Raw genomic sequence first — 12,963 nt, 5'->3', positions numbered from 1 at the left:
GATTTATGTTTGCAGCTTACTTGCTGTCATAAATTTAAAGGCATTTTATTGTGTTTTGTGAAACTTTGTATAAAGTTTCGTAAACGTTTACTATCTTACTTATAAAAAATAAGAGTATTGCTATCGTAAAGGAGAATTGGAGATGCCAGAAACTATGACTCAAACAAAGCCAGAACAAGAAACTGTACAAATTTCTGCTAGCCAAGGACAACTTGATGTACTTGATCAGTTGTTAAAACCTGAGGTACAAGAATCATTAACAACACTAGTAGAACAGCTTCCAAAATTAACTGAGCTTGTTAACATTTTAACTAAGTCTTATGACTTCGCTCAAACTGTTGCTACTGATGAAGTATTAAAAAGCGACACTGTTGGTGCAATTACAGAGCTTGTAGAACCTGTAAAAGATACAGTGAAAAGCATGGCTGCAACTGCAATCGAAGCGAAAGATCGTGCTGAAGAAAGCAACGAAGTTATCGGCCTATTCGGTCTGTTAAAATTACTAAAAGATCCACAAGCACAAAAAATGTTCCGCTTTGTGAACGCATATCTTCAAATTAGTGCAGAACGTAACAATAAATAATTTAACTTATAACAACAATTAGTAAAGACGGGGGATATCATACTATGTCAAAACAAATTGTCATCTTAGGCGCTGGTTATGGCGGTCTTCTTGCCGCTTTAAACGTACGTAAATATTACAGCAAATCAGAAGCACAAGTTACAGTGATTAACCAATACCCAACACACCAAATCATCACTGAACTACACCGCCTTGCAGCTGGTAACGTGTCTGAGCAAGCAGTTGCAATGCCACTTACAAAGCTTTTCAAAGGTAAAGACATCGATCTTAAAATCGCAACAGTTGAGTCATTCTCAGTTGATAGCAAAGAAATCAAACTAGCTGGTGGCACTACTTTATCTTACGATGCACTTGTAGTTGCTTTAGGAAGTAAAACTGCTTACTTCGGTATTCCAGGACTAGAAGAAAACAGCATGGTATTAAAATCGGCTGCTGATGCAAACAAAATCTACAAACACGTTGAAGACCGTATTCGTGAATACGCGAAAACGAAAAACGAAGCTGATGCTACAATCGTAATCGGTGGTGGCGGATTAACTGGCGTTGAGCTAGTTGGTGAGCTTGCTGACATTATGCCTAAACTTGCAAAAAGCCACGGCGTAAATCCAAAAGAAGTGAAACTTCTTCTTGTTGAAGCAGGTCCAAAAATCCTTCCAGTATTACCAGACCACTTAATCGAACGTGCAACTACTAGCCTAGAAGCACGCGGTGTTACATTCTTAACTGGTCTTCCTGTAACAAACGTTGCTGGCAATGAAATTGACTTAAAAGACGGTCAAAAACTTGTTGCTAACACATTCGTTTGGACAGGCGGCGTACAAGGTAACCCATTAATCGGTGAATCAGGTCTTGAAGTTAACCGTGGACGTGCAACAGTTGATGCATACCTACAATCTACTTCTCACAAAGACGTATTCGTTGCTGGAGACAGCGCTGTTGTCTTCGCTCCAGACGGACGTCCATACCCACCAACTGCACAAATCGCTTGGCAAATGGGTGAGTTAATTGGATACAACTTATACGCAGCACTAGAAGGCAAAGCATTAGAAGAGTTCGCACCTGTAAACTCTGGAACACTTGCTAGTCTAGGACGTAAAGATGCGGTTGCTACAATTGGAGCAAGCAATACTCCACTTAAAGGCTTACCAGCATCATTAATGAAAGAAGCAAGTAACGTTCGTTACTTATCACACATTAAAGGTCTATTCAGCTTAGCTTACTAATCTGAATATAAGCCCGAATCATGCCCTGCATGGTTCGGGCTATTTTTTATCCGTAATTTTCTCTAACTTATTTATTCGTCAAAAAAATTATATACCCTTTAAATTTATCTAAATATACTGACTTTTTATAATGAAAGCTGTCCCGTTCGGAACAGCTCTTATTGTCGGTAAATCGATATATTGGGAAAATCGCTGATATATTCGGATTTGCGCTGATATATTTCGAAAATCGCCGATATAATTTGAGTTACGGTCGATATATTCGAAAAATCGCCGATATATTTTCCAGCCTTACTTATTATCCTAATTTCACAAGACTGTAGTTCTTCTTCCCTTTACGAATAATAATAAATCTTCCATCAAATGAATTTTCTACAGTAACATCTGTACCCACATCTGTTACTTTCTCACCATTCATAGAAATCGCACCATTATTAATGTCCTCGCGTGCTTGTCGTCTAGATGGTTCAATCCCTAAATCGACTAGCCACTCTACGATGTTTTTCGTCTCTTTTGAAGACTGGAATGTTGGCATTTCTTTAAAGCCTTGTTCAATTTCATCAGCTGTTAACGATTTAATATTTCCGCTAAATAACGCTGCTGTAATTTTCTCAGCTTGCAGGAACGCCTCTTCTCCATGAACAAATTTCGTCATTTCTTCCGCTAACACTTTTTGCGCTTCACGTTTATGAGGCTCTGTTTCTACCTTCGTTGCTAATTCATCAATACGCTCTTTCGTTAAGAACGTAAAGTATTTCAAGTATTTAATTACGTCACGGTCATCTGTATTTACCCAGAACTGGTAAAATTCAAACGGTGTCGTTTTTTCAGGATCAAGCCAAACCGCACCACCCGCTGATTTACCAAACTTCGTACCGTCCGATTTTAATAATAACGGAATCGTTAATCCGAATACTTTCGCCTCATGACCTTCTAACTTACGAATTAAATCTAAACCACTCGTAATATTTCCCCATTGGTCACTACCACCAATTTGAAGTTGAACATCCTCTTTCGTGTATAAATGATGGAAGTCCATCGCTTGCAAAATTTGGTACGTGAATTCTGTGAAAGAAATACCTGTATCTAAACGGCTTGCTACAATATCCTTCGCTAACATGCTATTGATGCTAAAGTTTTTCCCGTAATCACGTAAAAACTCAATAATATTTATTTCATGTGTCCAATCATAGTTATTTACCATCTTCACTTCGCTATTTCCACCAAAATCAAATAGCTTTTTCATTTGTGCTGTTAACGCATCTACATTATGCTGAACCACTTCTAACGTTTGAAGCTGACGCTCTGATTGTCGTCCACTCGGATCACCAATTGTTCCTGTTGCCCCGCCAATTAAAATAACAGGATGATGGCCAGCTAATTGGAATCTCTTCATCATCATAAACGGAATCAAATGTCCGATATGCATACTATCACCAGTTGGATCAACTCCGCAGTATAGTGAAATCTTTTTCTCTTCTACTAGCTTACGTAAGCCTTCTTCGTCAGTCTGCTGATTAACGGCGCCGCGCCATTCTAATTCATCAATAATATTCATCTTTTGTCATCCCCTTTATTTTTTAAAAACAAAAAAGCCCCTATGTCTACGATAGACATAGGGACGATTATTCACCGTGTTACCACCCAGTTTGCATAAATAGCATAGCTACTCATACCACTCTTAGCAATAATATCGATTGCTAGTCCGCTTAGCATTACCTAAGATACTCCAGAGTGTAATTCGCAAGTTTGTTTGTGCTAGGTTCCAGCAACCCCTAGCTCTCTCGTTAACAGTGACAAACTGCTACTGGGCTCTTTCAACGTATGTTATTTGTTAAATTATTAGCCATTATATTGAATTGAAAACAAATTGTCAACAATACCCAAATGTTATTTTAAAATAATTCATATCTTCATACGTATTTCGTTATTCTTTATCTTCTCCAATAATCCTTACTTCTCGCTCCAACTTCACGCCAAATTTCTCTTCAACTGTCTTTTGTACGAAGTGAATTAAATCGATGTAATCTTGTGCTGTTCCGTTATCAACATTCACCATAAATCCAGCGTGTTTTAAAGAAACTTCTACTCCACCAATTCGCTTACCTTGTAGTCCTGAGTCTTGAATTAACTTACCAGCAAAGTTATTTGGTGGGCGCTTAAATACGCTACCACATGAAGGATATTCTAGAGGCTGTTTTGACTCACGTTTAAACGTTAAATCATCCATTTTGGCTTTAATTTCTTCATGTACACCTTCTTCAAGTTCAAATCTCGCTTCAAGAATAATGTAATGGTTGTTCGCAAATACACTCTTACGATATCCAAATTCAAATGCTTCTTTCGTCAAAGTACGTAGCTCTCCATCACCTGTCATTACGACAGCTTCTGTTAATACAAACGAAATTTCACCGCCGTATGCACCAGCATTCATATATAATGCTCCGCCAACTGAACCTGGAATACCACAAGCAAACTCAAGACCCGTTAAGTTATGGTCTAAGGCAATACGTGATACGTCAATAATTGCTGCACCGCACTGTGCTACAATCGTCGTTCCTGTTACAGTAACACCTGTAATATGAATTAAACTTACTGTAATCCCGCGAATTCCACCATCTTTAATAATGACATTTGATCCATTTCCTAAAAACGTAACTGGAATATTATATTCGTTCGCATATTTGATAACTTCTTGAATTTCATCATAATTTGTAGGCGCAACAAAAACATCTGCTTTTCCGCCAACTTTAATATGCGTATGATTCTTTAACATTTCATCTTGTTTAACATGTCCTTCAGGCAATACCGTACTTAAATATTTATAAACCTCTTGCATATTCATTTTACGATTCCTCTATTTCTATATTCATTTTATCCCGTTATACGGGCCCATAATACCCCCACGTACATGAAAGAACCTAAAGTGGTGGATACAGTGTACCCAAAATCAATTCGAGACACCTATAAACCTCTTAATTTATAAGAGGTGCCACTCATATTAAAATATATATTGCATAATAAAGCAACCCAAATGGACTACTAAACTTGACATGTCATCAGAAAGACAACAATTTGTAAAATATATGACTTTTTCAAAACACTATCCCTCAGTATCTTACTATACCACACAAAAAGAAAGTGGTATTTTTTTGTACTTTTTACTTTATTTACATCAACAAAAAAGAGCACATCCCACAGAATGTGCTCTTTCTATACTCTTTATATTACTTTTCGTTCTCTTCTTTTTCTTTATCAAACCATAACAGCTCATCGTTATCAACTTCACCATTATAATTGATTAAAATTTCTTCTCCTGCTTTTATATCTTTATAAGCATAGAAGTTAAATGTATGATTCTCAAAAACGATGTCATACGTTGCATTCGGTGTATATGAATGATTAAATAACATACCATATCCTAAAAGGATTGCCGTATGATTGATTCCATACTCAAATGCGTAATCAGCAAGTAACGTTTTCTCAATATGTTCATGCTGTTCATTCGGATAAGAGATAACTGGTGCTGCGTGTATCAACTCACCCTTTTTAATATCACGAGTTGCAAATACACCTCTATTAAATTCTCCATCACTAAGTTCAGAAGTCTTAACTTCGATCATATGCGTCACCTATATAATTCTTTCTTTGAAGTATTTTATTCCGCTATTTGCGGATAGCTTGATTGGTGAGGGCTAATAATCAGTATGTACTAGTCTCACTTTATCTCCTTAAGCTTGGCAGAAAACGCGCAGAAAAGCAATTAAATTCCTATCAAGTATTCGTTTCAATGAAAAAAGAGCACATCACTCGTGCTCTTTCTAAGCAATATTACTTTTCTAAAATATCTTCTAACAACTTCACTTGCTCGCTAACAGTTTGTAACGTCTTCACTGACGTATCATTTCGATGTTTTTCTTCTTCCACACTCGCTAGCACTTCTTCTGTAGCTGTAGAAGTTTGCTGAATTACGTTAGAAGCATGCGTAACATCCTTTACGATATTCGTCGTTTTAACTTGGAAACTTTCTTGTTGAACAACAACCTCTCGCATTACTTCATTAATCGCATCAATAAACTTCCCTAAATCAGTTACATTTGTTAAAACGCTTGCTAACATCTCGTTACATTCTTCTTGCACTCTTTCTGACTTCTCTACTTGCACTTCTACCTTACTTGCTTGATTACTAAACTCCTTCAAAATCCCTTGAATTCTTCCCGCAGAACGATTTGATTCTTCAGCAAGCTTTAACACTTCACTCGCTACAATAGCAAAACCTTTTCCATGCTCGCCTGCCCTCGCAGCTTCAATATTTGCATTTAAAGCTAGCAAACTCGTCTGACTTGAAATATTCGTTATTACATCTACAATTTCATTAATTTGTTTCGATTGCATCATTAAATCTCTAAATATAATTCCAGACTGTGAAACAACATCATTTAAACTTCTCATGTTAGTTTCAAAATTTCTTAGAGTATGTACACTACCTTTTGAAATTTCTAAGCTTTCATCCACATGAGCCGATGCAGTTCTTACTTGAGAGATGATTTGCTCAATATTTCCCTCCATATCATTCAATACTTCTACCGAACGATACATCATCTCTGATTGTGATTGCGTACCAACTGCCACCTCTTCAAAGGCAAAATTAATTTCACTCATCGATTCCATCGACGTGTTCATATTTTGTCTTAAATGATTGAAATTACTATCTAGTTTCACAACTGTTTCTTCAATAAGTCTTTGCGTCTCTTCTAACTCCTGAGCTTTTCTCATTACTTCTTGCTTCTCATCACTTAAACGAAGGAGCAGATTAGAACCGATTTTCGTGACGCCCCACATAGCGATTGTTACAATCGCTAACAAACTTGCGAAATTAGCAGCTTCAGATGAGGCTGTATAAGCAAAAAATTGCTCCGGCCAATAGCTACAAAGGATAAATGTGATCACAACAGCTATCCCGCCAAGAATTAAAATGAGGCGCTCACTTAAGTAAATAAGTGAAACAGCTAATGTAAAATAGACCATTTGAAATACAGCCGGGCTTTCATTAAAAGCTTGTACCATAATGTAAGACATTGTAAGCAACATAAATGTCATGATATATTTATACGCTGATTCCATACTTTTTATAAAAGTAAAAAGCGTTCCAAATGCAACGACAGAAATACCACAAATCCAAAATGCTATGGCTCTCTCTGTAAAAATATATCCATAATACCCAATTGCGATTATCCCAAGGAAGAAACTACAAATCGTTATAAACAGTAATAAATGATTTTTCTGTGATTCTTTCTCAAGGTTAGAAAAACAAGTCCTCTTTAACCACTCCATATGAAGCCCCACCTTCTACTTATACATATCAATTACTTCAGTTTAAATACCGCACTTACTGGGTTATGATCGCTATTTTCAAACTTTAAATCTTTCCCTTGTACATTTACAATCTCTACATTCGGTGAAACGATAAAGCCATCAATAATAGTGACGAAATTTTCACCTTCTACATATTTCTTTACATCATCTCTTACAGTCATAACAGACGGATCTACAGCCCATTTAAAGCCACCGTCTGTAAAGTCCTTCGGTAACTCTACTAACCACTCAGGACGCTCTTTCACGAACTTCGGATCACTTAATTGAGCGTTCGAAACCAATTGATTCCAATCTCCACCCATTATTACGTAATCACCATTTTCATAATGCTTGTTCATATATTCTTTTAAATACTCTACTTGCTGTTTTCTAATTTTCCCGCCTTCATCATAAGCAGACAAATGTAAATTTACGAGTCTAACATGTTTTCCATTATTAACAGGAATTTTATATTCCACAATTGCTCGATCTAAATCAAACAAACGCTTTGGCCAAGGCTCCATTCCAGGCAGCTGGAACCTCTTCGCTTCTTGAACAGTGTATTTAGAAAACGTACTTAATCCAGCCTCCGCATATCCCATTGGATTTGTTATTGGTACTGGAACCCATTTCGTATCGTAGTTCTTGCCAAATGACGAAACATAATCAGGTAATCCTTTTTTCAAAAATTCATGTTCATTTACATCAAATGAACGAAGTGACTTTATATCAACTTCTTGTAATAGCGCAAAATCACTATTCTCATTTTGTAAAAACGAAAGCATATTCTTTAAATTAGTTTCCGTTTGCTCTTTACTACTTGAACCAGATCCCTTTCCACCATCCATAAAGAAATCTTGATCCTTATCTAACCCAGCATATCCAATATTAAATGTTGTAACTTTAAACTCATTTCCAGTCGCTAATACGCGCTCCTTATTATTCTCTACCTTCAAGCTTATAACATCAGCAGGCTGTTCTTTAGTAAGTGTCATATAAGCTAGAAATCCTCCTACAATGCCCGCTACTACTAAAACACATGTAAATACGATTTTTAAAAATTTCTTCAAATAAATGACTCCTTTTCACGCAAATTTATTTTTCTTTATTTTCAGTCAAATAAAACAAAACGACACACATAAGAAACATTTTATCATAATTAAAACCGTATATCACTATATTTAGTTGATAAGTAATCGATCCCATTTTAATTACTTAAAAAGCCTTCAGACATCAAAAAAAGAAAAGTTACACCCTCCTCCTCACTGGAAATTAAACGGTATATTTAGTACACTATATGTAATAATCATAGGCGATGGAGTTCGCCATAAACGCTGCTTAGCTAATGACTCCTACCAGTATGGATACTGGTAGGAGTCTATTTTTTTGAGCAAGCTATTTAAAGAGGTGAGAAAATTGATTTATATTATCGTTGGCATTGCTGGTATATTAGGAGCTCTTTCTCGTTATTATTTAGGTCTTAATATCAACACATTTTGGCATCATTCATTTCCATTGGCAACATTACTCATTAACTTAATCGGTTGCTTTTTCTTAGCGTGGCTAACTACTTATATCGCTCGGCTAAACATCTTACCTTCAGAGGTTATCACAGGCATCGGAACTGGATTCATCGGTTCCTTTACGACTTTTTCAACATTTAGTGTAGAAACTGTGCAATTGATCAATCATTCTGAGTGGAGCATAGCCTTCTTATATGTATCATGCAGCATACTTGGTGGCCTCATTATGTCTGGTCTTGGCTATACACTTGGAGATTTCTTAATTAAGAAGTCTCTTACGGAAGGTGATTACTCATGATAGAAGCCTTATTAGTCGCAACAGGAGGATTTTTCGGTGCGATTACACGATTTGCAATTAGCAATTGGTTTAAGAAAAGAAATAAAACACAATTTCCAATTGCTACATTCCTTATTAATATAACAGGAGCATTTTTACTTGGATATATAATCGGCAACGGAGTTACTACAGGCTGGCAACTATTATTAGGTACTGGATTTATGGGCGCATTCACTACATTTTCTACGTTTAAATTAGAATCCGTTCAGCTTCTCAATCGTAAAAAGCTATACATCTTCCTTTTATATTTAAGTGCTACTTACATAATTGGTATCCTCTTCGCCTTCCTTGGAATGAAGCTAGGCGGAATATAAAAAAAGCGACTCTATTGAGTCGCTTTCTTTCATAAGAAATATGTCCCGCCATATGGAATGGAAAATAAACCAGCTGGATGTACATCGTAATGTACAATTTGCATCGGAAGTTGTGAATACGGCATATACTGACTTTGCATCATTTGTGCAAAATATGCTTGTTGCTGCATTTGAATAGCTTGATTCACAGCATGAATTGTCCCTTGTGCCCCAGCCAGCGTAATAGCAGCTCCTACTTGTCTACCATTATAAAAATAATGATTCATCATGATTCATCTCACTTATTCTTTTTCTTCCACATGGTATGTTTCTATTTCATAGTGAGTGTTTTGTCCCTATCTATTGCCCTTTTTCAGCTTTGAAGTAATAAATCCAAATAGCAATATACCAATACCACTAAGGAACAATATATAACTTATCGGTACTAGGAAAAAGAAAGGTTCTTCAAGAAATCCATCCGCTCCTACTTTACTGTTTGAAGCATGTATCGTTAAAGAAATAATCGCTAAAATCATGAAAGAAATAGCTACTACGTATTTATTTTTCATTTCACATTCTCCTCTACTTATGTAATTCCCCTTAGATTCTTACCATCATATTATCTAAAAAAGAATTAACAGTCAATAATTATTTATCGTTAAACAATAAATAATTATTGACTAAACAAACAACAAAAAGGTTTGCAAAGCATCTTAAATCACTTCGCAAACCTTCTAAATTATAAATATTTACACTTCAAACCTCTTGCTTAATACAATATACATTGCGCAAAATAGCACGAATATCCCAGCATAAATTAACAAAATCTCTACACTAAACATATCCGACAACGGACCAAATATTATCATTCCTAAAGGAAGCGCGCATGAATTCGCAATTTGTACAAGGCTAAACATCCGTCCGTGCATTGATGGTTCTACTTTCTCCTGCAATAACACAGTAACTGGTGTATTGAAGCACGGCATTGTTATACCAATTAAAAAATTAAAGACTAAATACATAATAAATATCGGTGCTATTCCGAGTCCAATCATAAGCAGTCCATATAATGCACAAGCTAGCGCTGTTGTATGCATACGATTACGAAAACCACCCCACGCTGCAATCAATACGCCACCAGCTGCCGCACCCGCACTAAAGGTCATCTCACTAGCAGTAAGTCTCCACATTTCGGCCCCGAAAGAACGATTTACCATTAAAGGTGTTAAAAAAGCAGCTGGACTTATTAAAATCATGACGATAATTAATAAAACGATTAGCCTTTTAATAAATACATTTTCTTTTAAATAAGAGAACCCTTCTTTAATTCCTTGTAGATTAGATTTTTGCTTACTCTCTACATTCACATGTCCTTCCACCTGAATGATAAACATAATACCAATTCCAATCATAGCCGTAATAACATCAATAAAAAATGTTGTTTCAATGCTGGCAATAGAAAGAATCGTAGCACTTGCTGCTGGAGAAAGAAACATAATTAAAGATGTAATACTGCTATTTATTCCATTTACTTTCATAAGATACTCTTTCGGAACGATTTGCGGAATTAATGCATTCACAGCTGGCGTTTGTACTCCTGTTCCAGCTGAACGAATGAGTAACACAATAAAAAGTAACCAAATACTTTTATATCCTGTTAAAAATAAAATTGCTAAAACTAACGTCGCAATCGCTATAATCCCGTCCGATAACATAATCATCTTTTTACGGTCATAACGATCAATCCAAACACCTGCAAACAAAGATATCGCAATTTGTGGTAGAAAACCGCAAACAGTTGAAATAGTCAACATCACTCCTGATGATGTTGTAAGGGTGATATACCATATAATCGCGTATTGCACGAGAGAGGAACCGAACAACGAAATAGTTTGAGCGGTCAAAAATAATATAATTTTCGTTTTCCAATTGTTTTCACTCATATGTTTCACACCCCCTTAACTAATCCCGTCTCTATATGAAAGATGCTATCTGCCCAATCAAGATAAAAACTTGCTTCGTGAGATACGAGTATAATACTGCCCTTAAACTTAATTAACGCCTTTTGCAAAGCTTCCTTCGCTTCTGCATCCAAATGATTTGTCGGCTCATCTAAAATTAAGAAGTTACAAGGTGATAGTAATAATCCACACAGTTTCACCTTCGATTGTTCACCACCACTTAACGTACGAATTTCTTGCGAAACGTGCGTATCCTTCACTCCACACGCAGCTAAATGATGACGTATTTCCTTCATATTCAGTTTAGGAAACTGTTCTGAAATAATTTGAAGCGGCGTTAAAGAATCATTGCCCCAATTTAAATCTTGCTCATAATATCCAATCTTTATTTGCTCTGAAAAGTGAAACTCTCCAGAAATACTAGCAATATTTCCAACGATTGTTTTTAATAAAGTAGATTTCCCTACTCCATTGAAACCTGTAATGACAAGTTTTTGCCCACCCATTACTGAAAAATTCAACTTTGGTAAGAGAGCGAAGTCGTAACCAACTTCAAGATTATTTACTTCAAGAACTGTCTGAACTGAAATGGGAAGTTCCTGAAAATGAATAGACGGTTTATGAGTAAAACTTGGTGGCGCAATTCTTTCCATACGCTGTAATTGTTTTCTACGACCTTGCGCTATTTTTGAATTCACCCCAGCAATATTTCTACGAATATACTCTTCCGTTTTTTCAATTTTCTTTTGCTGTGCATAATATTGGCGAATATAATCTTTTCGCAAATGCTCCTTTTGTCTTACAAAATCTGAGTATTTGCCGTAATACTTCTTAACTGTTCCGAACTCTACATCACATATGCAAGAAGTTACCTTTTCCAGAAAATCAAAATCATGTGATACGACAATAAACGCTCCTTCAAAATTCATTAAATAATTAGCAAGCCACTCCACATGCTCCTTATCGAGAAAATTCGTCGGTTCATCTAGCAATAAAATATTAGGCTCTTCTAATAAGAGCTTCGCTAAAATTACCTTTGCACGCTGCCCTCCGCTTAATTCACCAATCACACGATTTATCCCAATCACATCAATACCTAAACCGGCTGCCACCTTATTCGTAATACTATCTACTGAATAAAAATCACGAGCCTCGAGCAGTCCTTGAATTTCTGCCGCTTTCAATAGTTGATTTTCATCTCCAGTCATCGCACTTTCTTCATATAACTTGTTCATTCTCTTTTCCATTTCATACAAATCATAAAAGGCTCTCTTTAAATATTGTGAAATGGTGTAACCCTCATCAATTTCTGCGTATTGATCAAGATGTCCAATTTGAATATTAGGTTGCCACTTTATGTCTCCCTTATCAGGAATAATTTCCCCCACCAATATTTTCATTAATGTGCTTTTTCCTGCACCATTCTGTCCAACAATTCCCATATGCTCCCCTTTATGCAAATCAAAAGAAGCATTTTCATATAATACTTTATCTATAAAACTATGTGATAAACTTTCAACTTTAAGTAAACTCATTTTTATTCCTCTTTTCCTGAAATTAAAAAAAGCAGAGAGATAGCGTCATTCGACACTAGCCCTCTGCTTCGTGGTTTTTCCTATACTACTCCAATTTATAGTAAAGACTCATCGGAATAATATACACAAAGGGCCATAGACAAAGCATTGTCT

General features: G+C 36.0%; 13 protein-coding genes, 1 riboswitch and 1 other annotated feature. Of the genes, 4 read left to right on the top strand and 9 right to left on the bottom strand.

Annotation, left to right across the window (positions count from 1 at the left end; translation table 11 throughout):
• The first annotated feature begins 142 nt into the window (after positions 1 to 142).
• On the top strand, positions 143 to 583 hold the full coding sequence (locus ACK1U5_RS23295) for a DUF1641 domain-containing protein (protein ID WP_001115311.1): 441 nt from the start codon (positions 143 to 145) through the stop codon (positions 581 to 583).
• Between the two features lie 44 nt (positions 584 to 627).
• The gene (locus ACK1U5_RS23290; RefSeq protein WP_000043203.1) at positions 628 to 1,806 is read left to right on the top strand and encodes an NAD(P)/FAD-dependent oxidoreductase; all 1,179 of its coding nucleotides are present in this window, start codon (positions 628 to 630) and stop codon (positions 1,804 to 1,806) included.
• 298 nt (positions 1,807 to 2,104) lie between these two features.
• On the opposite strand, the gene tyrS is transcribed toward ACK1U5_RS23290, so the two are convergent.
• The 5 genes from tyrS to ACK1U5_RS23265 form a co-directional block, all read right to left on the bottom strand.
• Positions 2,105 to 3,364: a tyrosine--tRNA ligase gene (gene tyrS / locus ACK1U5_RS23285; RefSeq protein ID WP_001021099.1), complete on the bottom strand. Its 1,260-nt coding sequence runs from the start codon at positions 3,362 to 3,364 to the stop codon at positions 2,105 to 2,107.
• Between the two features lie 56 nt (positions 3,365 to 3,420).
• Positions 3,421 to 3,636 (bottom strand) — a binding site (T-box leader).
• 97 nt (positions 3,637 to 3,733) lie between these two features.
• Positions 3,734 to 4,651, bottom strand: a complete 918-nt coding sequence (gene murB, locus ACK1U5_RS23280; RefSeq protein WP_001057102.1) for a UDP-N-acetylmuramate dehydrogenase — start codon at positions 4,649 to 4,651, stop codon at positions 3,734 to 3,736.
• A 382-nt stretch (positions 4,652 to 5,033) separates the two neighbouring features.
• Positions 5,034 to 5,429, bottom strand: a complete 396-nt coding sequence (locus ACK1U5_RS23275) for an SET domain-containing protein (RefSeq protein WP_000573649.1) — start codon at positions 5,427 to 5,429, stop codon at positions 5,034 to 5,036.
• 208 nt (positions 5,430 to 5,637) lie between these two features.
• The gene (locus tag ACK1U5_RS23270) at positions 5,638 to 7,140 is read right to left on the bottom strand and encodes a DUF4077 domain-containing protein (protein ID WP_087875929.1); all 1,503 of its coding nucleotides are present in this window, start codon (positions 7,138 to 7,140) and stop codon (positions 5,638 to 5,640) included.
• A 32-nt stretch (positions 7,141 to 7,172) separates the two neighbouring features.
• Positions 7,173 to 8,231, bottom strand: a complete 1,059-nt coding sequence (locus tag ACK1U5_RS23265) for an endonuclease/exonuclease/phosphatase family protein (protein ID WP_000714051.1) — start codon at positions 8,229 to 8,231, stop codon at positions 7,173 to 7,175.
• Between the two features lie 232 nt (positions 8,232 to 8,463).
• A riboswitch (Fluoride riboswitch) is annotated at positions 8,464 to 8,523 on the top strand.
• 54 nt (positions 8,524 to 8,577) lie between these two features.
• On the opposite strand from ACK1U5_RS23265, the gene crcB (ACK1U5_RS23260) reads away from it, so the two are divergent.
• Both crcB (ACK1U5_RS23260) and crcB (ACK1U5_RS23255) read left to right on the top strand, forming a co-directional pair.
• A complete protein-coding gene (gene crcB / locus ACK1U5_RS23260) occupies positions 8,578 to 8,982 on the top strand; it encodes a fluoride efflux transporter CrcB (RefSeq protein WP_000639312.1) in 405 nt (134 codons plus the stop codon).
• Positions 8,979 to 9,335, top strand: a complete 357-nt coding sequence (gene crcB / locus ACK1U5_RS23255; RefSeq protein WP_000568581.1) for a fluoride efflux transporter CrcB — start codon at positions 8,979 to 8,981, stop codon at positions 9,333 to 9,335. The genes crcB (ACK1U5_RS23260) and crcB (ACK1U5_RS23255) overlap by 4 nt, the downstream gene beginning before the upstream one ends.
• Positions 9,336 to 9,364: 29 nt before the next feature.
• Here the strand turns inward: crcB (ACK1U5_RS23255) and ACK1U5_RS23250 are convergent, their stop codons facing one another.
• The 4 genes from ACK1U5_RS23250 to ACK1U5_RS23235 form a co-directional block, all read right to left on the bottom strand.
• Entirely contained in the window at positions 9,365 to 9,604 is a 240-nt protein-coding gene (locus tag ACK1U5_RS23250; RefSeq protein ID WP_000980956.1) for a DUF3947 family protein, read from the bottom strand.
• Between the two features lie 66 nt (positions 9,605 to 9,670).
• The gene (locus tag ACK1U5_RS23245) at positions 9,671 to 9,883 is read right to left on the bottom strand and encodes a DUF3955 domain-containing protein (RefSeq protein WP_000792610.1); all 213 of its coding nucleotides are present in this window, start codon (positions 9,881 to 9,883) and stop codon (positions 9,671 to 9,673) included.
• Between the two features lie 180 nt (positions 9,884 to 10,063).
• On the bottom strand, positions 10,064 to 11,257 hold the full coding sequence (locus ACK1U5_RS23240) for an MFS transporter (protein ID WP_113710562.1): 1,194 nt from the start codon (positions 11,255 to 11,257) through the stop codon (positions 10,064 to 10,066).
• 5 nt (positions 11,258 to 11,262) lie between these two features.
• Entirely contained in the window at positions 11,263 to 12,810 is a 1,548-nt protein-coding gene (locus ACK1U5_RS23235; RefSeq protein ID WP_087875931.1) for an ABC-F family ATP-binding cassette domain-containing protein, read from the bottom strand.
• Positions 12,811 to 12,963: the final 153 nt, after the last annotated feature.

Source organism: Bacillus sp. XB1 (assembly GCF_053557995.1).
Note: the sequence above shows the minus strand (reverse complement) of the source record. Positions and strands in the feature narration are given on the sequence as shown.